The organism is Endozoicomonas sp. (assembly GCF_965196975.1).
Taxonomy (GTDB): domain Bacteria; phylum Pseudomonadota; class Gammaproteobacteria; order Pseudomonadales; family Endozoicomonadaceae; genus Endozoicomonas.
The window spans coordinates 2213729-2236424 of record NZ_OZ239981.1 but is presented as its reverse complement, the minus strand read 5'-3'; the positions used below and the strand labels follow the sequence as shown (position 1 = coordinate 2236424).

The window sequence follows — 22696 nt, the reverse complement described above, 5'->3', positions numbered from 1 at the left end:
CCGTTGATGGAAAGCGCAGGGATTTGCCTGTCAGGCTGCTACTTTTTCGCGTAGTAACCTGTTGAAGGTGAGCGATAGTACCATGTTTGAGGGTTGATTTCTTTGATTTTTGTCTATTGATTCTCGGTAACTACCTATGATATTGCGGGGAATTTGTCAGCTTGATTGTGCGCAGCATTTTTTATATTTCTTGCCACTGCCGCAAGGGCAGGGATCATTTCTACCCACATTTTCTGTTTTGATCAGTGCCATTCCGGGATAGGCAAAATACCAGCGCCCTTCTTTTTTTAGGAAAGACGAGCGCTCGTGGTGGACTTTTTCAGGGCCTGAGAGTGACTCTTTAAACCAGGCTTTGAATTCAACAATACCTGTCAGGTCAGATGCTATACCTGCTTCAGTGTCAACAACCTCCAGTTTTTGCCAAAGCGTTCCGGTCGATTGCTGGTAAATTTTCTGCTGTGTGATTCTTTCCTGCTGTCCGGGGTGTGTTGTTTCAATCAGGTATTGAATGTTTTTTAAGGAGTACGCCGTATAACGGGAGCGCATTAATGCCTCTGCCGTTGGGGCAGGTTTTCCTTGAATATAAGGCTGACAGCATTCAGTGAATGATTTTCCAGAACCACAGGGGCAATTTGAGGGGGGGATGGACATGGTAACTACCCAGAAACGGCATATTTAAAGCGAGTGAACAAAATTTTTAAGTTGAAACATCAATACTAACCTAATGCCGCAAGGGCTATGAAAATAAATTCGATTTTTTGATTTGTGTCAATTTACCAGAGCAATAAATGCCATTACCCTCGCTAGGTAAAAATACCTATCTATAAAGAGATTAACAGAAGTTGCATAAATATTAATGGACATCAGCGCGGACGAAATTGATGATCTGCTTTTTTGGACACTTCAGCAGAGCTGGCCTGTAGAGCAACATCTGGTTGCTTTTGCCTCACAGCAGATAGGCTACGTAAATAATGAAGGAAACTGTGGTTTGCGTTACCCCGAGTCAGGCATTCATTCCGGTCTGTTACCTGGGCAGGTGGCTGTTCATCATTGGCGCCATGGTGAATATCTGGCGATCAGTGAAGTTGCCTATTTAAATGCCATGGCTCAGTTCCTGCGGGATCGGGGGGAAAATGGACTGGCGGATTCGTTGCCGCCCCCTGAGTCCCGTCGCAGGGAGTGCCTGTTGCTTGATTTATCGGGCGCTTCAACGGTATCGATACTGGTTTCCTGCCTGAAGAAACAGCTCGGCCTGCTGTACAACGGCGGTGGAATGGCGGGTATAAAACAGGCGATGATGGATGACCGCCTTTCCAATATGCCCAGATGCCTGGTCATAGAAGGGCTTGGGTTTATTGAGGGATTTCTGCCGGCCACCTGTAAGGAACTGATGGATATCATCGCCAGCTATCGCAGCGCATTTCCTGACCGGAACCTCACCTTGCGGGAAGACAGTCCTTCCGGAGAAGGCCGAAGTGTTGTTCAGCTCTTTTAACACTACTCGTATTGGCTTGTGGCATCTACCGCTGTGAAGCTTGACTAAATTCGATACAATCCAGTCAGAATATCTAATTTGGAGTTGCAGGGTATACTGGAACTCCCTCCCAGAGCGATTGGCATTGTGCTTGACGAACCCCAGAAGAGAGCCATCCAGAAAGCGTACAGTGCTTTTCTGGAAAGTAAAAAGCTAAAGGCCCGACCGGGGCAGAAGCAGATGATTGCCGAGATTGCCCGGGCACTTGGTGATATAAAAACTGACAATGAAGGTCGCAGAATCTCCGATCCCTCTGTTACGGTGATTGAAGCCGGTACGGGTACCGGAAAAACGGTGGGCTATGTGTTGCCTTCGGTGGTCATGGCTCAGGCCGCGAAAAAGCGTCTGGTCATTGCCACGGCTACAGTGACCCTTCAGGAGCAGGTCATCAATAAAGATCTGCCCGACATCATTTTAAAAACCGGACTCAAGTTCTCTTATACGCTTGCCAAGGGACGTGGGCGTTATGCCTGCCTGAGTAAGCTGGACAGGCTGCTTCAGGAAGAGGAAACGACCGCCTCGTTAATGGATATGTTCGCCTACGATGGCTATACCCTGGAAAACGATCAATCCTCGCTGGCGCTCTACCAGAGTATGCTGGAGGCATTTGCCGCTTCCAAGTGGGAAGGCGACCGGGACAGCTGGCCCGATGCCCTTGAAGACCAGCAGTGGCGAACCATTACTACCGATCATGCTCAATGCAGCGGGCGTCGCTGTGGTTATTTTCGACAGTGTCCATTTTATAAAGCAAGAGGTGACCTTGAGCATGCCGATGTGGTTGTTGCCAACCACGACCTGGTGCTGGCCGATCTGGCGTTGGGAGGTGGTGCGATCCTTCCTGAGCCCAAGGATGCTATCTATGTGTTTGACGAAGGTCATCACCTGCCAGACAAAGCTATTGATCACTTTACCTGTCAGTCCAGAGTCAAGGGAACTGCCAGCTGGCTTGAGAAGGCCGGACGACATCTGCAGAAAATTCTGACCCAGCAGACACTGCCGGGAGAACTTGGTGAATTGCTGGAGCGGATTCAACCGGAGTTCGACGCCCTGGTGAATGCCCTGGGTCATACCCGGGAGATGCTGCACAGCATTGCCCAGTTTGAACCAAAGACACAATTTACCACGCAGGGGGAAAGTCAGGTTGCTTATTATCGCTTTCCGGAAGGGGTTGTGCCTGAGCCACTGCAGCAGCAGGCTGAACGGCTGAAAGCCGGTTTCAGTAAGTGCAGCGGCATGCTGGAAAAGGTTGCCAAAGCCCTGGACGATGCAATGGATGGCGATGTTCCGGGTATTGACCGCTGGCAGGCGGAACAGCTCTACCCTGAAATCGGTGGTATGCAGTCACGGATGGAGAGCCATTTTCAACTCTGGCTGACTTACACCATGAAAGATCCTGAGGGTGAGCCGCCGTGTGCACGCTGGTTGAAATGGACCGAAGGTTCTTTTGGAGAAGAGCTGGAGGTTTTCAGCAGCCCGATCATGTCGTCCATGACGTTATGGCAGACTCTGTGGAATCCTGCTCATGCGGCTATTGTTACCTCGGCAACACTGGCCGCACTGGGCAGCTTTGGCCGGTTCCGGATGCGTTCCGGAGTACCTGCAGAGTCACGCTGTGTCGTGGTGCCCAGTCCATTTCTTCATGGTGAGGCGGCTTCACTGGTGATACCAGCCATGGCGTCCGACCCGCGGAATGCAGAAGAGCATACGGGGGAGATTATCGAGCTGTTGCCAGAACTGCTTTCTGGTGATGAACGCCCAAAAGGGATGTTGGTACTGTTTTCTTCCCGCAGGCAGATGAAGGATGTGCATTTTGGTCTGAATGCCGAATGGCAGGAGAAGATCCTGCTGCAGGATGACTATTCACGACAGGAGCTGTTAAAAAAGCATCGCCAGCAGATTGATGATGGCAAAACCAGTATTCTGTTTGGTCTGGCCAGTCTTGCAGAGGGTATTGACTTGCCCGGGCATTATTGTGAACACGTGATTATTGCTAAAATTCCCTTTGCTGTGCCCGATGACCCGGTGGAAGCGGCTTTGTCAGAGTGGCTGGAAGCTCAGGGGCGTAATCCGTTTATGGAGATTACCGTGCCGGATGCTGCTATCCGTCTGATACAGGCTTGTGGTCGTCTATTGCGTACTGAGCAGGATCGTGGTCGTATTACCATTATGGATCGACGCCTGGTTACTGCCCGATACGGCCAGATGATCATGAACTCTCTACCCCCATTCAGTCGGGTGATTGAGCCTGCTTCTGCAGTGATGATGCGATAATCAACCCAGCATGCACTGCACCTGAATTAATAATGAGCAAAGGTAAGGTTATTATGTCTGTACTGAACCATGCATTTGATCAACTGGATGTTCGTACGCTGTATCAGCTTCTTAAGCTCCGGGTTGATGTCTTTGTGGTTGAGCAGACGTGTCCTTATCCTGAGTTGGATAATAAAGATATTTTATCGTCTACCAGGCATCTCTATTTGAAAGACCAGGGGGCGTTAGTTGCCTGTGCCCGTTGTTTGGCCCCGGGTGTATCTTTCGAACAAGGGGCTGCCATTGGTCGTGTAGCTGTTGACCCTGAAAGTCGAGGGCATGGATATGCCAAGGTGATTATGGAGGAAGCTATCAAGACTTGTCTTCAGCAATGGCCTGATAAGCCAATACTGGTATCGGCGCAGCTTTACCTGGCGGGTTTTTATCAAAGCCTGGGTTTTGATGCATTCGGGGAGTCTTATGAAGAGGATGGCATTCCCCATCTGAATATGATTTTACAGTGAGCCTTGTCTGTGGAAGTGCCTGGGGTGTCTGCCTTCCCGATTACTCAGATTGTTTCCAGCTGGTTTCAGTGCTGACAGGTTAGCGCATTTCCTGCCGGGTTCTCTTATCTCAAGCTATACTGGTCAGGCATTACTTGACGTCAAAAACAGAGGAGTTTTGACATGAAGTTATGCCAGACGCTGGGTGTATGTGCTGTTACTATCGGGCTGTCGTCTTTTGCCCTGGCTTTTGAAAATGCCAACTGCGGCAGTGCTGATGACTGGCCTTCGCATCACCTGTGCTGCTCTCAACCTGGAGCTTCGGAAAACTCGATTTGGGCTGCTGCGCCAGGCAGTGGCTGGCACTGCATTTATCAGCAGCGCTCAAACTGTGGTGCAAATACCCATCTCTGGGATAACGATGGTAAGTATGTCACCAGTGATACTATGTACACCTATTGCTGGGCCAGAGGGCAGTCATACCCTGTTTTTGATGGAAAACCAGTTCCCCCTCCTGAAAAACTGGATGATGAGACTGGGCAGGCAACACGTCTAATTGAGCCTTAACGTATAGTTTGCAGTTATTTTCTCAAACACAGTCCTGAATAGTTGGAAGTGGCTGTGTTTGAGAACAAATGCCTATCTTGATTTATTTGTGAGGCCAGATTCCCAACTGATACGACCCTTCTTAAGTTGTGTTCACCTAAACGTTACTTTGACGCTGAGTGCTGCTTCATACCGGTTTTAAAGATTATCTCCATCTTCTTGTGCTCTAGAGTTTTTGAAAGCCCTGTCAATGCGTTTAATTGCAACCTGAACTGACTCAGTTTTTGGGTGTTGGGTTTAGAGGGTATTAGGTTTCTGTTTTCAGGTTATTTTTAATAACGGTAAATCCACGTTATAAATTCAAGTGCCTATTAATTGGATGACATGTCTGTTTGTTTTTGTTGTATGTCAATAAAAATAATCTGATATAGAAATTGAATGGCTATTTGTTATTGATTTTCTTATCTCTAAATATTCAGCAGAAAGTAAATATTATGGTGAAACTATAAAGAGAATATAATTCATCATATAGGGTTGTTATGTCTTTATCAGGTGCAGGTGAATTGAATGCTAGGGGAGTGCAGACGCTTCCAGCGATGGACTCTTCCACGAAAAATAATGAGTCTGAGGTAAAAGTCTTTAACAGAAGTGCAGAGTTGAATCGTGATCCTGAAACTGAGTTAAAAAGAGAGGGCATGCCTCCAGCCAGTGACTCAGTAAGTGAAGTAGAGCTTAATAAACGGCGTACCTCCTTGGAAGATGGTTCACCGCAGTTACAGGAGTCTGCCCAGGATTCTTCAGATACGAGTGGTGACGCAGGAGCAGAAGATGGACGAATAGAAGCACCTGTTAGGCCTGATCACAAGGCTGAAAAAACAGAAGTTGTCAGTTTTAAAGAACTCTCAAGTTCTATAAAGAGTATGTTGTTATTGTTAAATGCTTCTGATTATCGCTGCACACCAGAAAATTTCAGTATTTCTACCCTTGTTCGTTGTATGCAGAAATTAGATGGGCCGGCGTTCTTACAACTAATCAAATTAAACCTGATGTCAATTGGTTTAGGTCCATTTCACGATGAAGATGTAATAAATCTTATCGGAAGCGTGAGAGCGCTGGTTTTGGATAATAAAGCCAGCTGGGGTGATGTGAAGCCCTCGCTTGCCAGATTATATGGAGAAATTTTATATGCTTTACGCTTTGCAGGAGACCCTAATGGGTATCATTGTGAAGTATGTGATGTACTGATGTCTTTGCTAAAGGATTTTGTAGATCAAGACCCACAGCTGGCGGATGAGATCTATGTCTTCTTAACGAAAGTAAGTGTGCAAAAGAGCGAAAAGGGATTGCTGAAGGATACAAAAATTACTGAGATGATGAGGCAGGTTGGAAGTGCAATGAAAGATCCTGATTTCAGATCTGAAGACCGACCCCAATATGCGGCGGGTGTCCTTCCTATTCTTGCATCATATAGCCGTCTTTTGACGCATCTTTCTGGAAAGGTGAGCGCTAAGTCGCAGAGTAGTTTAGAGGAGCTATCTAAGCTTGCCGCTGTTAAAGTACAGGAACTGGAAAAGAGCATAGGTACTAGTGCTTCCGTTCAACGCTTCGGACAGCGAGTAGATAGAGAGTCGAGTGCTTTAAGTCAGGATAAGGCAACCCCTGAAGATTTTCGAGACGCTAAAAGTGAAGTGGACAAAATACGTTCTCAAATTAATGCACGCCGCTGGTCATAATAAGCATTGTGTTCAACATAATTTGGCAATTATAGGGCGTTTAGTACGGTACTGAGTCAATATCATTGCTGAATGGGAATGTTTTTTGAATAGAGTGTTTACTGGGGTGTCATAATGACTTGTTGTTATCAGGTTCTATTGCTTTGCGGTGTTTGGGGCAAAATAAGTGGCAGAAGAATTTTGCTGCAATCAAGGCTGGCCCATTGAGAGCCAGCCCGAAAAATTAATGAATTAACGGATTGCCTAACGCTTCACAGGCTCCTGTCAGCCCGGGATTGTCATGAACAATCAGGCTGGTGGGGATGCCTGCCAGATAATTGACCATCTTATCGTTCACTTCAAAAGACTTTCTGAAATCAGATTGAGCAAAAAAATCAGGGAAACGGGGGATAATACCACCAGCAATATAGACTCCACCCTGGGCTCCAGTGGTCAGGGCTGCATTGCTGGCGGCTCTGCCCAGCAGTTCGCAGAAATGCAGTAATGTCTGTTTGCAGAGGGGCTCTCCACTCATTGCCTGTGTTGTGATTTCATGATTTTTGAGTGTCTGTGTTTGACCGGACAGCGTGCTGTGTGCTTCAAACAGCAGTTCTATACCCGAACCACAAAGGACTGATTCCCAGGAAACATAGCCAATCTTCTGCTGAAGAACGTTGAGGATCTCGTTGTCCATGGAGGATATGGGAGAAAATGCCGCGTGGCCTCCTTCACCTGGCAGAGGTAGCCAGTGGTCACCTACCTTCTTCAATGCAGCAACACCCAGGCCGGTCCCTGGCCCAATAATGAGTTTGGTAGCTCCTTCAATGGCTTCTCCGCTGCCAACCTTGACCAGGGATGTTTCCGGCAAGGCAGGCAGTGCCAGGGCCTGGGCAGTAAAATCATTGATTACTTTGAAGGACTGCAGACTCAATGTGTCCTTCATTTCAGACTTGTTGAATGCCCAGTGATTATTGGTCATTTTGATGTTCTGGCCACTGACGGGGCAGGCAAACGCCATGCAGGCATGATCGACATTCACTTGCTGAAGTGCCAGGTAATGGCTGACTGCGTGGTCAAGGTTTTCATAGTCATTGCAGGCCAGAACTTTCACGGACTCTGGTTGTAGTTGACCATTCAGTGAAAGCGCAAATCTTGCATTGGTGCCACCGATATCGGCTACCAGTGCCATTGAGTCATTCAATAAGGTGTCACGTGACATAATGAAGAGTGCTCAATCTGTTAAGTGTCCAGGGGAGAAACCCGGTTGTATGATTATTCAGGTCTATACAGCCGGAATTTGTAGCTCTGGATACGGGTGAGGGAAGTAGTGGTGTGGGATTTTACCTTACTGCAGGATAAAGGCGTAGTTTGATGTCATGACATGGGTCAATGCGCAGGGATGCATTTTTTGAAACAGCGCACTGGGTAGTGCCTGTCATTGGTCATATCGCCTGACCACCGGAGCAATTCCAACCTACAGGCTATTGTTGTAGAATCGTTCAGTTGTATTACAGGTTCTGGTGATGGCCTTGCAGGTCGACCAGCTGTTTTTCATGAGCGGTGTTTCATGGGCAGCCATGTGCTGTTATCTCCATTCCCATTGTATTTCCAGAGCCGTCGGTATTGGTCAGCTCTTAATGGGGCTATGCAGTATTTGAGAGTTGGTGCCGTGGGCACCTGACAAAAGTGAGTGATATAGGGCAATGTTTGAAGTCAATCCCATTAAGGAGCGTATCAAGGACCTGACAGCGCGTACTGACGTGCTTAGGGGGTATCTTTGACTATGCTCACAAAAGTGAGCGGTTGCAGGAAGTAGAGCGGGAACTGGAAGACCCGAACGTCTGGAACGATCCGGAATATGCTCAGAAGCTGGGTAAAGAGCGATCCACCCTGGAAACCATTGTTTCTACCATTGATGAATTGACCAGCGGTCTGGTGGATTCAGAAGAACTTCTGGAAATGTCGGTAGAAGAAGAAGACGAAGATGGCGTTCAGGGCGTGGTGGATGAGCTTGATGAACTGGCTCAGAAGCTGGAAGTACTTGAGTTTCGTCGTATGTTCTCCGGTGAAATGGACCCCAATAACGCATTCCTTGATATTCAGGCAGGTTCTGGCGGTACTGAAGCCCAGGATTGGGCCAATATGCTGCTGAGAATGTACCTGCGCTGGGGTGAGGCCAATGGTTTCAAAACGGAAATTATTGAGGTTTCCGCCGGCGAAGTAGCGGGCATCAAGTCAGCAACGGTTCAGTTCATCGGAGATTATGCGTTTGGCTGGTTGAGAACCGAGATCGGGGTTCACCGTCTGGTTCGCAAATCGCCTTTTGATTCCGGAAATCGTCGCCATACCTCTTTTGCTTCTGTCTTTGTTTCTCCTGAGATTGATGACAATATTGATATAGAAATCAACCCGGCAGACCTGCGTGTTGATACCTATCGCTCCAGTGGTGCCGGTGGACAGCACGTAAACACCACCGATTCAGCGGTTCGTATCACCCACGTACCTACTGGTATTGTTGTACAGTGTCAGAACCAGCGTTCCCAGCACCAGAATAAAGACAAGGCCATGCAGCAATTGAAGGCCAAGCTTTATGAGATGGAGATGCAGAAGAGAACGGCTGAGTCGCAGGCGATGGAAGATTCCAAGTCTGATATTGGCTGGGGTAGTCAGATTCGTTCCTATGTTCTGGATGACTCCAGAATCAAGGACCTGCGTACCGGGGTGGAAACCCGCAATACCCAGTCCGTACTGGATGGTGACTTGAACAAGTTCATTGAAGCAAGCCTGAAAAAAGGTTTGTAAACGAATCACTCCGGTTGGCCATTGCCATCCGGTATTGGAAGATCATCTTATGTCTGAAGAACAGTTGTTAGAGGAAAGGGCTACTGAGGCTCAGGAAGAGAACCGACTGGTTGCCCTGCGCCGGGAAAAACTGGCGGCTATTCGCGAGAAGGGTGTGGCATTTCCCAATAAATTCCGTCGTGATGCGCTTGCTGGTGATCTTCAGGAGCAGTTCAAGGATCATGATAAGGCGGCTCTGGAAGGCCTGAACCACCCCGTTAAAGTGGCTGGCCGGATCATGCTGAACCGCGGCGCATTCATGGAACTGCAGGATATGTCCGGTCGTATCCAGCTTTATGTGAATCGCAAACAGTTGCCGAAGGAGACACTGGAAGCCATCAAGACCTGGGATCTGGGTGATATTATTGGCGTAGAAGGTACCGTTCAGCGCTCCGGTAAAGGTGATCTTTACGTCGATATGAGTGATGTCCGTCTGCTGACCAAGTCTCTGCGCCCATTGCCTGAAAAGCATAAAGGACTGACCGATACCGAGCAGCGTTATCGCCAGCGTTATGTTGATCTGATTACCAGTGAGCAATCCCGGGAAACCTTCCGCATTCGTTCCAGAATTATTCAGGGCATTCGTAACTACTTCCTGGGCCAGGACTTCATGGAAGTAGAAACACCGATGCTACAGGTGATTCCGGGTGGTGCTACGGCCAGACCATTTGTTACCCACCACAATGCTCTGGATATCGACATGTACCTTCGTATCGCTCCGGAACTTTATCTGAAGCGTGTGGTCGTTGGTGGTTTTGAACGGGTATTTGAGATTAACCGGAACTTCCGCAATGAGGGGCTGTCTACTAGACATAACCCGGAATTCACAATGATCGAATTCTATCAGGCTTATGCGGATTACACCGACATGATGGATCATACTGAAGCTATGCTGAAACAGCTGGCTCAGGACGTTCTGGGTAAAACTGAGTTCGAGTACCAGGGGCAGATGATTGATTTTGGCAAGCCGTTTGCGCGGATGTCGGTTTTCGAGTCTATCTTGCATTTTAACCCGGACCTTGATGCTTCTGACATTGATAATCTTGAGTCTGCTACTCAGGTTGCCGGAAAGTTAGGCATTGATGTGAAGCCAATCTGGGGGCTTGGCAAGGTTCAGATGGAAATTTTTGATGAGACGGTTGAGCATCATCTGCTAAACCCTACCTTCATCACTGATTATCCAACAGAAGTGTCGCCTCTGTCCCGTAAAAATGACGACAACCCCTTTGTTACCGAGCGCTTTGAGTTCTTTGTGGGTGGTCGCGAAATCGCCAATGGCTTCTCTGAGTTGAATGATTCAGAAGACCAGGCAGAGCGCTTCAGACAACAGGTAGCCGAGAAGGATGCCGGGGATGATGAGGCGATGCATTACGATGCGGACTACATCAATGCTCTTGAATATGGTTTGCCTCCGACAGCCGGAGAGGGTATTGGTATTGACCGTCTGGTAATGCTATTTACGGATGCGCCATCAATCAGAGACGTGTTGTTATTCCCTCATATGCGTCCTCAATAACATTGATGCTGGGAGTGGCCGTGTGTATATGTGTGCTGGCTGACTGGTTACATCAACGAGGTAGGTCATCGTTTACATAAGGTATGCGTAAATCTACAGCTTTGATGGAATATTATTAGTTACACACTAATCTTTTCTCGGTTACTCTCTGGGATGCTGATAATTCAGGATCTATCGTATGAGCAGGCCTTGGCCTGCTCATATATTATCTGAGGTATGGAACCTGAATTTGAGTTGATGCGCTTTACTGGTGAAGCCTGAGAGTCGCCAGTCGCTCTGTCTAATCGGCTATATGGATATCAGAGGCGAAACGTGAACGTTCGATTTTTCTGAACATAATTGGTACAGGTTTCCGGACAGATGGATGATTTCTGTACTAAGATGCATGTTCAAGCGATGGTACTGGACGAACTCTATAAAACAATCAGGCAACAGTAAGGCAGTCGTAATATGGTTTCAACAATGGATTTCCCATCAGAAGATTCGAACGGTTCTGGTAAGCTCGTCGGCGGTATGGAATTGAAATATCAGGGACGTAAAACCAGTCGTGCAAACAGTGAACAGCGTCGCCGCACAATTCTGGAAGCGGCATTAAGAATTGTTGTCAGAGATGGAGTTCGGGGTGTCCGCCATCGTGCTGTTGCTAAGGAAGCTAATGTCCCTCTTTCTGCAACCACCTACTATTTCAAAGACATTACCGATCTGATTACTGATACCTTTACTCTGTTTGTGGAGATGGGGGCTCAGAAGTTCAAGGCATACTGGGAAGAGTCTGACAGTATGTTGAAAACGGCAATGAGCGAGCTGGATCCTTCAGATTCGGCCAGTCGGCAGATCTTTGCTGAGCGTATTACTGACCTGGCCATTGAGTATGTTCTGGTTCAGCTGAGGGAGCACAGTGATTACCTGATTGCGGAAAGAGCTTTCCAGCAGGAATGCCTTCGGAATGAAAATCTTCGGCCCATCGCTTTCAGTCACCAGAGATTCTTTCTGGACAGTCTTGAGACCTTCTTCTCCAAAATTGGCTCAAGCCATCCAGATATTGATGCCAAACTTTTTGGCAGCATCATTCTACAGGTTGAGTATCAAGGACTCGTATCGGGCTATGAAGGGGAAAGCCTTGTAGGATTGCGGGCAATGTTGAAGCGCCAGATTGAACTGATGCTTGGTGTTTATCACTGATTATAAAAAACAGTCTTGATGCTGTTGTCCTTGCTTCACGGGATCGTCTTTAATAAGGCGACCCGGCGATGATGAAGAGAGTGATTGAAAGGGAGTTCTAATGCCAGAAGAGAGGGAATTCAAGCATTCCTAGAGTGCTGTTGTGATCTGAAATGTCGAGTGTTTCCATTCCAAGCTCTTCCATGAATCCCAAAACCAGTATGGCGTTAGCAAGGCTTACATCCTTGTCTTTATTGGATAGGCCATTGTTTTTTTCCCGTTCTTTTATAAATTTGTTTACCTGAATTTTATCTATCGTATTTCTTTTATTGGCTATTTGAGTGGCTACGCTTTCCTGAAATACAGAGCCAATGGCTGTGACCTTAATGTTATCTTTCTTTAATTCTCGCCTGATCAGGCGAGGGGTTTTTCGCGCAAGGAAACGGGCAAAATCAATGCCGGCATTAATCTCTTCAGCCGATATCGGGTACAGTTGAGTATTGGGTATGGCCTCCTTTTTTTGGACAACCTGCTTCAGGTAGTCCATAAAATTGACTGAGCCAAACTCTCCCTTGTAGGCGAATGGGCCTGATTCATGGTCTGCAATAATAAGTTGAAAGCTTTCTTTCCCAATATCCCATACCACCGGCATTTCAGTGTCATGGGTAACAGTGAATGCTGAGAAAAAATCCATTCTGTCTTCTTCCTCAGGGGACAGGATTTTAATATCAATACCTGATGTTCGTCGTACTTTCTGGACCAGCTCTTCAGCATTGTGAGCATCGCGAAATGTTTCAGTGGCAATGGCTCTTACTTTTACAGCGCTGAAGTGCTCTTGCCTGGTCCGGAGTTTTTGGAAAATTTCCTGAGCTTTTTTGAACATGCATTTACTGTAGAATCGATTATCACTGGCAGAAAGGTCATCATAAAAGCCCGCTTCAAGTGAGCCATAATCCAGATGCCGATAGATTTTATCGGTTTTTGAATTAACATCAGCAATTGCAAAGTGAACGGTATTTGCATCGATTTCGATAGACATTCTTCGTTCCAGCTCTGCAAAAACAGATTGGCTCGATAATGCCAGTATTACAAAAGAGGTGGCTTTGACGCGTGCTTTTGTGGAAAAAAACATTGTTATAGTGCAGTCCGGAAAATGGCTATTTATTGTGGTTATTAGAAGAGAAGTACTTGTGCTAAAGTGCATCCAGTGGCAGAGAGTGTAGTCGGCTCTTCTGCTGTTAGAGGTAAATTTTTTGTCAGCATCATAGAATCCAGGTGGAGGTTTGAAGCCATAAAATGCCGGACATTCGATTAGAACCTTCCTGGAAAGCGATGCTTCAGGATGAATTTACCAAAGAGTATATGCAGGCGCTTCGCCGCTTTCTTCAAAATGAAAAAGCCCAGGGAAAGATGATTTACCCCAGGGGTGGGGAATACTTTCGGGCTATGGATCTCACGCCCTTTGAACAGGTGAAAGTGGTAATCCTTGGGCAGGATCCTTATCACGGGCCTGGTCAGGCGCATGGCTTAAGCTTCTCTGTACACCCGGAAATCGCCATTCCTCCCTCACTGGTCAACATGTATAAAGAGCTGGAGTCCGATCTGGGCATTCCACCGGCAAGCCATGGCTTCCTGGAGCACTGGGCCCGGCAGGGCGTGTTACTGTTGAACAGCGTATTGACTGTCGAGCACAAGCAGGCAGCATCTCATCAGGGCAGGGGATGGGAGGAGTTTACCGACCAGGTTGTTGCCGCTTTAAATGAGCAGAGGGAGCATATTGTCTTTATTTTATGGGGCAGCTATGCACAGAAAAAAGGCCGGTTTATTGATACCCGTAAACACCTGGTTCTGAAATCAGTACACCCTTCACCGCTTTCTGCTTATCGAGGCTTCTTTGGCAGCAGGCCTTTCTCAAAGAGTAATGACTATCTGTGCAGTCATGGAATAGAGCCCATAGACTGGCAACTGCCACCCATCAATTAACTGGTGATATTTTGTTCTATTAATGCTGTACATAGAACATCGGTTTATGTAAGATCCACGCCACTGAATGAAGGCGGGGTTTTCACGTTAAGCCCAATGTTTCTTCAGCACATACGCGCTCGTAGCTCAGCTGGATAGAGTACCTGGCTACGAACCAGGCGGTCGGAGGTTCGAATCCTCCCGAGCGCGCCATATCAACGGCAGTTCATCTGCCGTTTTTTTATGCCTGAAATTTGCTGTTCCCTCCCTGCGCATGCGGTATCAATTGAACTTTCGAACGACGTCGCCTGTGCCCTATGGGTATGGTGATGTCGATGCCCGTTCTGCGTTGTAATGACTCGCCACAACCGGGGCAACAAATAGACCCGGTATGGCTCATCAAACCGCGATGCTCTGGCATCGATTTCATCCGGTTGTTCGCAGCTACGATGATTACACAGCCGTATTCTTAAGATCAGCACTGCTTGATGCTCTGGTTAACTCAAATCGTCAGGGTTCCCTGTTTCGTCTTCTTGGATCATGGTTACTGCTCACGTTTTTGATGACGTTATGGATTGGCCCAGCCTGTCTATGTTTCGGAAAGTGTGTTGGCTTATAAAGGCATGGAACACCTGAGCATTTGGGTGGCAGTCTGGGAGAAACCGGCACGTTGGCCTGAGTATATAAAGAGTAGCGCTCAAGGAAATGAAACCTGGTACCTGAGTATTTGTTTTACAGGATCAGTAAAAACCGAGTTTGACTCAACCTAATGAAATCTCTATAGTTTGCCTCCGTTGACGCAGGGCGCTCGTAGCTCAGCTGGATAGAGTACCTGGCTACGAACCAGGCGGTCGGAGGTTCGAATCCTCCCGAGCGCGCCAAGTCAACAAAAAGATTGACGAATCAAAAAGATTCAAATATCTTTCACGTCGCTTCAAACAACGCGCTCGTAGCTCAGCTGGATAGAGTACCTGGCTACGAACCAGGCGGTCGGAGGTTCGAATCCTCCCGAGCGCGCCATTTTGAAACGGTGAGGTGGCCGAGAGGCTGAAGGCGCTCCCCTGCTAAGGGAGTATACGGTTTGTAGCCGTATCGAGGGTTCGAATCCCTCCCTCACCGCCATATATCCTTCCTAACTCCTTGTTTTTCCTCTTCTTAATTCTCCACGATTTCTAGTTTTTCCTTAAGTGTCCAAGATGTGTCCATTTTGCTTAATGGATTTAGTCTAACGGCGTCGTTTAAGTGTTCTTTGCTGAATTTTGCGTATTTCATGGTCATCTTGATGTCAGCGTGACCGAGGATGCTTTGCAGTACCCGAATGTTTCCGCCGTTCATCATAAAGTGGCTGGCAAAGGTATGGCGTAGAACATGGCTGGCCTGTCCTCGAACCGTTCTGACTCCAGAGCGCAGTAAAGCCCTCCTGAACGATTCCTGGCAGTTAGTGAACTCGCCTTTCTCCCTGATGTGTTGTTTCACCTCCAGGAACAATGCTTCGTCTAGCGGGATAATCCGGTTCTTCTTGGACTTGGTGTAGGTCAGGTAAACCTGATTGTTCTTGAAGTGGTGATCCTTCCGGCTCTCGATCTCTCCCCAGCGAGCACCGGTAGACAGGCAAATCTTGGTGATCATCATTACATGGCGGCTTTTGCAGTTCTTCCTGATGTCTTCAAACAGCAGCTGAATCTCTTCATTGCTCAGGAAGACAAGCTCCTTCTCGTGGATACGAATCTTGTCTACGGGCTGAAAGGGGTTAGGGTAGCCAATGATGGCGTTCCTACTCAGGAAGTTATAGACCGCATTTATATAGCCCAGCATGTTATTGAGCGTCTTGTCTCCGATACCTGCCTCTCGCTTCTTCTGCTTATATCTATGCCAGTCCCTTGCGGTGACTTCTTTGGCTATCGGATTACCCATTACCTCACAAAAACGGATCAGGTTCTTCAGTGTCCTTTCATTGTCGGCCAGCTCAACACCTCTGGCTTCATACCAGATATCGATAAGCTCTCTGAGTGTTCGGTCATCCTTTTCTGGCGCTTCTTTATCTTTATCCGCAATGCACTTATCCCGAAACTGGATACACTCAAGTTTTGTCTTTGCGGTATGACGATAGCGTTTGCTGCCAATCCTGAAATCAATTTTCCATTGGTTGTTTATTTTTTTGATAGACATGTCTTTCTATTGTGTGAACTTGTGATGGTTCTATGAAACCCACTTTCTTATGGAATGTTTCATATTGTTGGATGAGTCTAAATTAATTGCAATTGATTTATTTTTATATTTGTCTGCATATGCAGACATGAATTTATGATTGGTTTTTGATAGCAGTTTTATTTTTTATTTTTATTTAAAAGGTCTAGGATTGATTTTTGATAGCAAAACATATGTTGGGTATATCTTTTAGATATGCCATGTATATACGCTGCATATACTTAAACTCTTTATGGATGTTTTTAAGGTCGTTTTTTATTAAAAAAAGATGTTGATTTTTAAAAATTGATTATGTATTCATATTATTTCCTCTAATCAACATGGATCGTTTATCTATGACAGAGCCCAATGACAGTGAATACTTCATACAGTCAGTAGAATCCTTTGCTCAGCGCGTGGGGGTATCTGCTGAAACAGTGCGAACCTGGATAAAGGACAATAGAATTCCCACAGTGAAAATGGGAAAACGTCGTTTGATCGATATCCGTAAGTTGAAAGCAAAGCTCGAAGATGATGACTGATACTTACTGCCTAAATACTCTTAAATATCAGTAATTATAGCTTTAAATACATGGTCTTACCTGTTTTTAGAGAGCCTTTTTTTGAAGCGAGGACGCAGGAAGCAAACGCACGATTCCACAGAAAGACTTTCCCAGCAAGTAGATGAGGCTTTGCAGCTTCAGGCTGATTTACCGTATATATTCTGCAATACCCTGTCATGGGTTGAATATGCCCGTTACATTCAATCAGAAAACTCCGTCTGGTTTCTGGATGTTGAGGAATCCAATAAACGATCAAAGCAATGAATTTTAATTATTGCTTTGGATGCCATTGTGCTTCACTTTTTTTGGCGATTTTCCCCATCGCCACAAAAAAATTGAAAGCATAATGGCAAGGCTCCAAAGCAAAAATTAAAAATTCATTTTGGTTGTTTTAAGTGGTTATAGGTCAGTATTAGAAAGTTTATTTTCACTTATTGCACATTTGGAAATCTGTGTATTTAATTCAATTCAGGTGAACCAAAAAAGGAGAAAATAAAAAATGGAAACCACCGTTAAAGCTCTCTACCTGGGAGCTAAAGTTACCGAGTTTGAAAGCTCGCGCTACTTAAAAGTTTTTCTTTCCGGAACGGGTGAGGATGATGATCCCAATATTTTTGGTTTGGATGTCATGATTTGCAGTTCTGATTATGAAAAGCTCGTTGATTTTCAATCACTGCAACCCTTAAAGCCGTATGAGTTTCGAACCAAGGTAATGTCCGGTTCAAAACAACGAATCTCTATCAAGATTCTTGGTATTAAAAAACCGGCATTAGAAAAGGCGGTTAAATAATGCAACTGCTTCTGTGTGATGGCTTTAGTTCGGACTCAGAAGGGCAGATTACCTGCTCCGGTGAGTCCGCCACCATCACGCTTGAAGAGGTGCAGGCGATCCCTGCATCGAATGGGCTGACGAAAGAACAGGCAGATGCCCTGATCAGCGCAACTCTCCTGCTGCTGGTCATTGGATTTATCTTTGCCCTGATTCTTCGTCAATTACGTTAACCAACAAGGAGATTAGCCATGAAGAAGCTAAAACACCTTGTACTCCTGCTGACAACTTCAGCACTGGCATCCAGTGCCTTTGCCGAGATTGATGTGTCAGCAGCCACTACTGCCATTTCAACCGATGGCTCGACAGCGATTACCGCTGTGGGGACTGCGTTGATTGGTGTGGCGGCACTTGCCGTGGTGTTCAAGTGGGTCAAAGGCGCGATTTTCGGCTGAGACTTGCTTGCATGGGTTGGCGGGAGGTTCGTCCTCCCGTCTTTATGTCCAGGGATGGACGGTATGCTGGCATTAATTGCCGGCATCTTTAACCAAGGATGATGGTGCAGTGTGGGTTCCAGACTATGGATGGTTCTATGTACTGGTTGTCCTGATGGCTGTCTGGGTCATGCGGCCATGAAAATCGCAACGCTTATTTTCACCTTTATTCCTGTTCTGGCTTTGGCTGGCCCAGACTATTGGGAGTCTGAAAATGGGCGCATAGTACCTGATGGTTCCAAAAGTGCAGTGGTTGCTGATTGTATGACGTATGAAGAATTTGGCCGTGCAACCTGGCTTAACAATCTGGCATTAAACTGCACCACTTCTGGTCATCGACTGCTTGACCGTTATCATGGCAAGTACGGTGAGATCCCCGCTGATCCTGAAGTCTGCCTTGATGCAAAACCAGTCACCAGTTCCACTAATGCGCAAACCGCCTGTTATAACCAGTGCAGCTATACCTCGCTGGGTGGCTTTCGGGACTATGACAACCTGTTGTCTCCAATTGCCTATGAATACATTCCGACAGGTGGCTCCTGTACCGGTAATGAAGAAACTGCCCAGCTTGCCGGTGTCAGTGAATACACCGAAATCAATGAAGATGAACTGCCTTGCCGTTCTGATGGCAATACTCAGGTGTGCATCAGTGCTGACCAGACCTGCAAGCTGGTAAATGGGGTTCCTGTCTGCATTGATAATGAAACACGGGAAGACCTGTTCAACTGTGGAACCTTTAATGGTGAAGTGGTCTGCTTCGAAAAGAATGCCTACAGCAACTGCCAATACGTCAATGGTGAATACCTTTGCACCTACCCTGAAGGCGATGTTGTTGATCCCAACTCTGTTGATCATCCTGCCAATGGTGGTAATGCCAATGGCAATTCAACGGATGATATTCTCGATCAGCAGGATCTCACGGATAACTCGCCTGAAGCCCAAACCGTTCAACACATTGTCAAAGAAACCGGCATTCGCCAACAGGCTGAGAAACAGGCAGAAAGCGACAACCCCAAATCAGCATTCTCTGGCTTTGAATGCGATAAAGAAGTGACCTGTTCCGGTGATGCCATCCAGTGCGCCATTGCTCGAATGGAGAAGAAGCAGTTGTGCCTCTCGGAATATAACGACGGTGAAATCAGTTCCATCATCAGCAACAACCCAAACATGACTCCCTTGGGATCATTACCGGGGGATACGTTGGAAATCCATGTTGAAGACTTTCTGGATACTGAAGAATACGTCACGTCGGATAACCAATGTCCCGATCCAATCAGCTTTACCGTTCTCGGTGCTGAGTTTGAATTTGCCCTGACTCCATTATGTGACCTGGCTTCCTATATCTCATGGTTCATTCTCTTCGCCACCTGGTTCTCAATGGCGGTGATATTGGCCAAGTCACTAGGCTCTGGTTAAACAAAAGGAATAGGGGAATATCATGGGCTACATACTGACTTTCATTGTTTCCACCATTGTCCCCATTGCATGGCTATTGCTGCGGGGGCTTGGGGTAGGCGTGGTCACTTATTTCGGGTTGGACATCATGGTGGATTATCTGGGCGAGCAGATTCAGGCCAATTTTGATGGTATGCCAGTGGCCATGTTCCAGATGCTTTCTCTTCTCGGTATCCCCAAAGCGGTCAATATCGCATTGTCGTTTATCACCGTCATCATGGTGATCAAGGGTGTCTCCTATTTTAACGGACGGCCAAAACAAAGCGTTTCCTTCTGGAAAGGCTTTGGTGGCTAGTCCTGAACCACGGGTTGTTAACGCTGTCTATTGAGCCGCTGGAAACGGTGTTCTTTTCTTGAAAAGAACTCGGTTTCCTGCGGAACCCAAAACCAACAGCCATTAACAATCCGCAGGATGACCACAGGAGAAAAGGGACACGTGCGATGCTTCACTTCATTACCGGCAGACCAGGTGCCAGCAAAAGCCTGAACTGCTTCAAAACCGTCTGCACCGATAAGAAATACGCTGGCAGACCCAAGTTCTACAACAACATCAAACTGAACCTGCTGGACTATCAGCAGTGCCAGACCTTTCAGGCGTTTTTCTACGACATCTATCTCCCATCGCTGACCAAGAATCAGAAGTCCGTCATCACCCCCATGATTCAACCGATCCATGAACAGAAGCGATTTGTGGAACTGAAGGATGCGCCGTTTCTGGAACAGGCTTTTCAGCAACACGACCCACTGAGGCAATGGCTGAAGTGGGTTAAAGTCTGTTATCCCGCTGCACAGGTGCAGAAGGTTTCAGAGATCGAGAAGAACGCTCCTGAAGGTGTGGAACTCACTTTCAAGGACTTCGAGCATCTGAACCTGCACTGGACGCACTTTCCTGATCCTCACCAATGGTATGACTTGCAAGGCTACTCGGTGCTGGTCATTGATGAGGCTCAGGAGTTCTTTCCAGTGCGCTCCGGCAAAGACAAAGTTCCTTTGTATGCGTCACGCTTCGAGAAGCATCGCCATGACAGCTTTGATGTCATCTTAATCACCCAGCATCCGAACTTTCTCGATGTCCACCTGAGAAGACTGTGCGGGCACCATACCCACTACTTCAATTTCTGGGGCTCCTCCAAAGTCACCCGATACACCTGGGACAAGTGCGTTGATCCTGATGATCACTTTGCCAAGAAAGAAGGGCGCAAGTCCGTCACCGGCAAGCCTAAGAAATACTTTGGGGTCTACTTCTCGGCCTTTGAGCACACGCACAAGCTGAGCCTTCCGCCGGTGATCTGGCTGATCCCGATACTGCTCGGTGCTGTCGGTTTTGCACTCTATCTCGGCTACACCACGCTTACCCCTGATCAACAAGGCGAAGCCGCACCGGCACCAGAACCCTCCGGTTCTCTGCTGCCGGTTGCTGACACCGAGCCTCAAAGCCGTGAACAGTATCTGCAAGAGCGCAAGCCGAGGATCACCGGCATGGCTCATACGGCACCGGTCTACGATCACCTGACCAAACCCCGTTCTTTTCCCAAACCACAGAACTGTGTGCTCTGGCGGGAGGGAACCGCACAGGAAGTCTGCATCTGTTACTCACAGCGGGTCACTCGCATGGATGTACCGGACTACCTGTGCAAGGCCATTGTCCGCAATGGCTACTTTGACGAAACCCTCTCGGATAAACGACACGACCGAAACAGTCGCCGCAGCCAGAAAAGAGAGATTGCACCCTATGACGAACTCTGAGCCAGGCACTGTGCGAGGCTGACACGCGCAGCGCAGCCCGCACAGGCGGACGTTCCTGTAGCACGTCATTAAAAAAGGGTAGTGAAAAACAAAAAGTTATAAAAAGGATTTTTTATATGAAACATTTGGATCGTTATGAACCATCAGCGGATGGTAAAACCACAAATCAACAAGATAAGGGACTCATGTTTGTTCATCCCAAATTCGGGAAAGTGCAGGATCTCTACCTTGAGAACTTCCAGATTGTCGGAACCTATGTGGATACCTTGCGACAACTGTTCAAGGGTGCCATGAATCTGGACTTCCTGACGGACATTGAGGGCTCACTGAGTGTTGGGGAGAAAACCTTTCGCTTCGTCGGCCACGACTGGATATTGGGAAAAAGTGGTAAGGCATCGGGTTATCAGTATCGGCTCCAGAACAATCAACTGGGAGTCATTATTTTCTGCAAAATGTTCCACTCCAGGGCGGAATCCATTGGCTCTCATCTGAAAATCGAATGTTCGCCGTGGTTCCTGGATAACAGATCTCCCAAAAAGGTGGATCAGTTCCTGGCGAATATAGCAAAGAAAGTACTGCGATGTGCTGAACCCCATTATCCCGCTATTCATCTGGCGGTAGACGTACAGGGCTGGAAACCGGATAACGACCTATCAGAACGAATGACCTGTAAATCCAGACGGGTCTCCAACTACTTCGGGATTGATAAAGCGGAATTCACCGTTTCCGATGTCTCCTGTGTCTATGATCGTGCCCAGTCGTTCAAATTCGGTTCTGCGGGTGCGGTACAGTTGGCGATCTACAACAAGACCATACAGGCGAGGGATATTGATAAGTTCGATTACATGGAACACAAGTGGCAGGAGAGCACCATGCTGGATGATGGCTCCAGTGGTTATGATCCTGAGTCTGATGTCTTCCGGTTTGAGGTACGATTCCACCATTCCGTGATCCAGCAATTTGCCCTGGGAACCTGTAATAAAGAAACCGGTGAAATCGGCGTTAAAATGAACACCTACTCTGAGGTGATTAAGCATATACAGGCACTCTGGCAATACGGTCTGAGATCCTTCAAGCTGAAATACAACAGTAACTACCTCGACCCTATCTGGACAATTCTGCTGGAAGATATCGTCTTCAAATACCCTGAGTCCGCTTACAAGGACAACCTCCATTACAAACGGTATTACAAGAAAGCCACGTCCTTCTCAGGTAAGAACTACCAGCTCTATATAGGCAATCTCCTGTCGGCCTGTGCAAGAAAAGGACTGAAATTTAAAAGGGTGCTCAGGGAGCTACAGGGAAGCGTGATATGGGACGATATTGCCCAGCACTACGAGAAAAAGAACACGACAGAAAACCAGCTGATTGAACGACTGCGAGAGTCTTACCAAGAAAGAATACTAATGGGTTACAGCATCTGAATAAGGGATCAGAAAGGGGATAAACCCCAATCT

At 47.2% G+C, this 22696-nt stretch carries 21 protein-coding genes and 4 tRNA genes; 21 read left to right on the top strand and 4 right to left on the bottom strand.

Annotated elements, in window-relative coordinates:
* Positions 1 to 156 precede the first annotated feature (156 nt).
* Positions 157 to 651, bottom strand: a complete 495-nt coding sequence (locus ACOCLE_RS09980) for a YchJ family protein (protein ID WP_419536571.1) — start codon at positions 649 to 651, stop codon at positions 157 to 159.
* A gap of 205 nt (positions 652 to 856) precedes the next feature.
* Between ACOCLE_RS09980 and ACOCLE_RS09975 the strand changes: the two genes are divergently transcribed.
* The 5 genes from ACOCLE_RS09975 (at position 857) to ACOCLE_RS09955 (ending at position 6566) form a co-directional block, all read left to right on the top strand.
* On the top strand, positions 857 to 1495 hold the full coding sequence (locus ACOCLE_RS09975) for a hypothetical protein (protein WP_419536570.1): 639 nt from the start codon (positions 857 to 859) through the stop codon (positions 1493 to 1495).
* A 126-nt stretch (positions 1496 to 1621) separates the two neighbouring features.
* A complete protein-coding gene (gene dinG / locus ACOCLE_RS09970) occupies positions 1622 to 3805 on the top strand; it encodes an ATP-dependent DNA helicase DinG (RefSeq protein ID WP_419536569.1) in 2184 nt (727 codons plus the stop codon).
* 53 nt (positions 3806 to 3858) lie between these two features.
* Complete coding sequence (locus ACOCLE_RS09965) at positions 3859 to 4308, top strand: GNAT family N-acetyltransferase (protein ID WP_419536568.1); 450 nt, start codon at positions 3859 to 3861, stop codon at positions 4306 to 4308.
* A gap of 162 nt (positions 4309 to 4470) precedes the next feature.
* The gene (locus tag ACOCLE_RS09960) at positions 4471 to 4854 is read left to right on the top strand and encodes a hypothetical protein (RefSeq protein WP_419536567.1); all 384 of its coding nucleotides are present in this window, start codon (positions 4471 to 4473) and stop codon (positions 4852 to 4854) included.
* A gap of 518 nt (positions 4855 to 5372) precedes the next feature.
* Entirely contained in the window at positions 5373 to 6566 is a 1194-nt protein-coding gene (locus ACOCLE_RS09955; protein WP_419536566.1) for a hypothetical protein, read from the top strand.
* Positions 6567 to 6789: 223 nt separating this feature from the next.
* On the opposite strand, the gene glk is transcribed toward ACOCLE_RS09955, so the two are convergent.
* Complete coding sequence (glk, locus tag ACOCLE_RS09950) at positions 6790 to 7764, bottom strand: glucokinase (RefSeq protein ID WP_419536565.1); 975 nt, start codon at positions 7762 to 7764, stop codon at positions 6790 to 6792.
* Positions 7765 to 8248: 484 nt separating this feature from the next.
* On the opposite strand from glk, the gene prfB reads away from it, so the two are divergent.
* The 3 genes from prfB (at position 8249) to ACOCLE_RS09935 (ending at position 12084) form a co-directional block, all read left to right on the top strand.
* Positions 8249 to 9347 (top strand): peptide chain release factor 2 gene (gene prfB, locus ACOCLE_RS09945; RefSeq protein WP_419536564.1). Its coding sequence is split into 2 segments (ribosomal slippage): positions 8249 to 8323 and positions 8325 to 9347, totalling 1098 coding nucleotides; the frame shifts between segments, so codons are not numbered across the junction.
* A 49-nt stretch (positions 9348 to 9396) separates the two neighbouring features.
* Positions 9397 to 10902 carry a lysine--tRNA ligase gene (gene lysS, locus ACOCLE_RS09940; RefSeq protein ID WP_419536563.1) on the top strand — a complete coding sequence of 502 codons (1506 nt, stop codon included), beginning with the start codon at positions 9397 to 9399 and terminating at the stop codon, positions 10900 to 10902.
* Positions 10903 to 11364: 462 nt separating this feature from the next.
* On the top strand, positions 11365 to 12084 hold the full coding sequence (locus tag ACOCLE_RS09935) for a TetR/AcrR family transcriptional regulator (RefSeq protein WP_419536562.1): 720 nt from the start codon (positions 11365 to 11367) through the stop codon (positions 12082 to 12084).
* 97 nt (positions 12085 to 12181) lie between these two features.
* Here the strand turns inward: ACOCLE_RS09935 and ACOCLE_RS09930 are convergent, their stop codons facing one another.
* A complete protein-coding gene (locus ACOCLE_RS09930; protein WP_419536561.1) occupies positions 12182 to 13195 on the bottom strand; it encodes a Ppx/GppA phosphatase family protein in 1014 nt (337 codons plus the stop codon).
* A 164-nt stretch (positions 13196 to 13359) separates the two neighbouring features.
* Here ACOCLE_RS09930 and ung point away from each other — a divergent pair, with 164 nt between their 5' ends.
* The 5 genes from ung (at position 13360) to ACOCLE_RS09905 (ending at position 15147) form a co-directional block, all read left to right on the top strand.
* A complete protein-coding gene (ung, locus tag ACOCLE_RS09925) occupies positions 13360 to 14046 on the top strand; it encodes a uracil-DNA glycosylase (RefSeq protein ID WP_419536560.1) in 687 nt (228 codons plus the stop codon).
* A gap of 115 nt (positions 14047 to 14161) precedes the next feature.
* Positions 14162 to 14238: transfer RNA gene (locus ACOCLE_RS09920), tRNA-Arg, on the top strand.
* A 591-nt stretch (positions 14239 to 14829) separates the two neighbouring features.
* Positions 14830 to 14906 (top strand) — tRNA-Arg (locus ACOCLE_RS09915).
* A gap of 62 nt (positions 14907 to 14968) precedes the next feature.
* Positions 14969 to 15045: transfer RNA gene (locus ACOCLE_RS09910), tRNA-Arg, on the top strand.
* A 9-nt stretch (positions 15046 to 15054) separates the two neighbouring features.
* Positions 15055 to 15147 (top strand) — tRNA-Ser (locus tag ACOCLE_RS09905).
* Positions 15148 to 15180: 33 nt separating this feature from the next.
* Here ACOCLE_RS09905 and ACOCLE_RS09900 read toward each other — a convergent pair.
* Positions 15181 to 16194 (bottom strand): phage integrase, encoded by a 1014-nt coding sequence (locus ACOCLE_RS09900; protein ID WP_419536559.1) that lies wholly within the window; start codon positions 16192 to 16194, stop codon positions 15181 to 15183.
* A gap of 374 nt (positions 16195 to 16568) precedes the next feature.
* On the opposite strand from ACOCLE_RS09900, the gene ACOCLE_RS09895 reads away from it, so the two are divergent.
* The 8 genes from ACOCLE_RS09895 (at position 16569) to ACOCLE_RS09860 (ending at position 22663) form a co-directional block, all read left to right on the top strand.
* A complete protein-coding gene (locus ACOCLE_RS09895; protein WP_419536558.1) occupies positions 16569 to 16754 on the top strand; it encodes an excisionase family DNA-binding protein in 186 nt (61 codons plus the stop codon).
* Between the two features lie 520 nt (positions 16755 to 17274).
* Positions 17275 to 17565 (top strand): hypothetical protein, encoded by a 291-nt coding sequence (locus ACOCLE_RS09890; RefSeq protein WP_020582996.1) that lies wholly within the window; start codon positions 17275 to 17277, stop codon positions 17563 to 17565.
* On the top strand, positions 17565 to 17777 hold the full coding sequence (locus ACOCLE_RS09885; RefSeq protein ID WP_419536557.1) for a hypothetical protein: 213 nt from the start codon (positions 17565 to 17567) through the stop codon (positions 17775 to 17777). Before ACOCLE_RS09890 ends, ACOCLE_RS09885 begins: the two co-directional genes overlap by 1 nt.
* Before the next feature lie 18 nt (positions 17778 to 17795).
* Entirely contained in the window at positions 17796 to 17999 is a 204-nt protein-coding gene (locus ACOCLE_RS09880; RefSeq protein WP_419536556.1) for a major capsid protein, read from the top strand.
* A 129-nt stretch (positions 18000 to 18128) separates the two neighbouring features.
* Complete coding sequence (locus tag ACOCLE_RS09875) at positions 18129 to 19454, top strand: virulence factor TspB C-terminal domain-related protein (protein WP_419536555.1); 1326 nt, start codon at positions 18129 to 18131, stop codon at positions 19452 to 19454.
* Between the two features lie 22 nt (positions 19455 to 19476).
* Positions 19477 to 19788 carry a DUF2523 family protein gene (locus tag ACOCLE_RS09870; protein ID WP_020582999.1) on the top strand — a complete coding sequence of 104 codons (312 nt, stop codon included), beginning with the start codon at positions 19477 to 19479 and terminating at the stop codon, positions 19786 to 19788.
* A gap of 146 nt (positions 19789 to 19934) precedes the next feature.
* Entirely contained in the window at positions 19935 to 21239 is a 1305-nt protein-coding gene (locus ACOCLE_RS09865; protein WP_419536554.1) for a zonular occludens toxin domain-containing protein, read from the top strand.
* Positions 21240 to 21355: 116 nt separating this feature from the next.
* A complete protein-coding gene (locus ACOCLE_RS09860; protein WP_419536553.1) occupies positions 21356 to 22663 on the top strand; it encodes a hypothetical protein in 1308 nt (435 codons plus the stop codon).
* Positions 22664 to 22696: the final 33 nt, after the last annotated feature.

Excerpts from the sequence above, each read along its gene's own strand:
- ACOCLE_RS09980 (WP_419536571.1), bottom strand. The coding sequence starts at position 651 with ATGTCCATCCCCCCCTCAAATTGCCCCTGTGGTTCTGGAAAATCATTC.
- ACOCLE_RS09975 (WP_419536570.1), top strand. The coding sequence starts at position 857 with ATGGACATCAGCGCGGACGAAATTGATGATCTGCTTTTTTGGACACTT.
- ACOCLE_RS09965 (WP_419536568.1), top strand. The coding sequence starts at position 3,859 with ATGTCTGTACTGAACCATGCATTTGATCAACTGGATGTTCGTACGCTG.
- ACOCLE_RS09960 (WP_419536567.1), top strand. The coding sequence starts at position 4,471 with ATGAAGTTATGCCAGACGCTGGGTGTATGTGCTGTTACTATCGGGCTG.
- ACOCLE_RS09955 (WP_419536566.1), top strand. The coding sequence starts at position 5,373 with ATGTCTTTATCAGGTGCAGGTGAATTGAATGCTAGGGGAGTGCAGACG.
- glk (WP_419536565.1), bottom strand. The coding sequence starts at position 7,764 with ATGTCACGTGACACCTTATTGAATGACTCAATGGCACTGGTAGCCGAT.
- lysS (WP_419536563.1), top strand. The coding sequence starts at position 9,397 with ATGTCTGAAGAACAGTTGTTAGAGGAAAGGGCTACTGAGGCTCAGGAA.
- ACOCLE_RS09935 (WP_419536562.1), top strand. The coding sequence starts at position 11,365 with ATGGATTTCCCATCAGAAGATTCGAACGGTTCTGGTAAGCTCGTCGGC.
- ACOCLE_RS09930 (WP_419536561.1), bottom strand. The coding sequence starts at position 13,195 with ATGTTTTTTTCCACAAAAGCACGCGTCAAAGCCACCTCTTTTGTAATA.
- ung (WP_419536560.1), top strand. The coding sequence starts at position 13,360 with ATGCCGGACATTCGATTAGAACCTTCCTGGAAAGCGATGCTTCAGGAT.
- ACOCLE_RS09900 (WP_419536559.1), bottom strand. The coding sequence starts at position 16,194 with ATGTCTATCAAAAAAATAAACAACCAATGGAAAATTGATTTCAGGATT.
- ACOCLE_RS09895 (WP_419536558.1), top strand. The coding sequence starts at position 16,569 with ATGACAGAGCCCAATGACAGTGAATACTTCATACAGTCAGTAGAATCC.
- ACOCLE_RS09890 (WP_020582996.1), top strand. The coding sequence starts at position 17,275 with ATGGAAACCACCGTTAAAGCTCTCTACCTGGGAGCTAAAGTTACCGAG.
- ACOCLE_RS09885 (WP_419536557.1), top strand. The coding sequence starts at position 17,565 with ATGCAACTGCTTCTGTGTGATGGCTTTAGTTCGGACTCAGAAGGGCAG.
- ACOCLE_RS09880 (WP_419536556.1), top strand. The coding sequence starts at position 17,796 with ATGAAGAAGCTAAAACACCTTGTACTCCTGCTGACAACTTCAGCACTG.
- ACOCLE_RS09875 (WP_419536555.1), top strand. The coding sequence starts at position 18,129 with ATGGTTCTATGTACTGGTTGTCCTGATGGCTGTCTGGGTCATGCGGCC.
- ACOCLE_RS09870 (WP_020582999.1), top strand. The coding sequence starts at position 19,477 with ATGGGCTACATACTGACTTTCATTGTTTCCACCATTGTCCCCATTGCA.
- ACOCLE_RS09865 (WP_419536554.1), top strand. The coding sequence starts at position 19,935 with ATGCTTCACTTCATTACCGGCAGACCAGGTGCCAGCAAAAGCCTGAAC.
- ACOCLE_RS09860 (WP_419536553.1), top strand. The coding sequence starts at position 21,356 with ATGAAACATTTGGATCGTTATGAACCATCAGCGGATGGTAAAACCACA.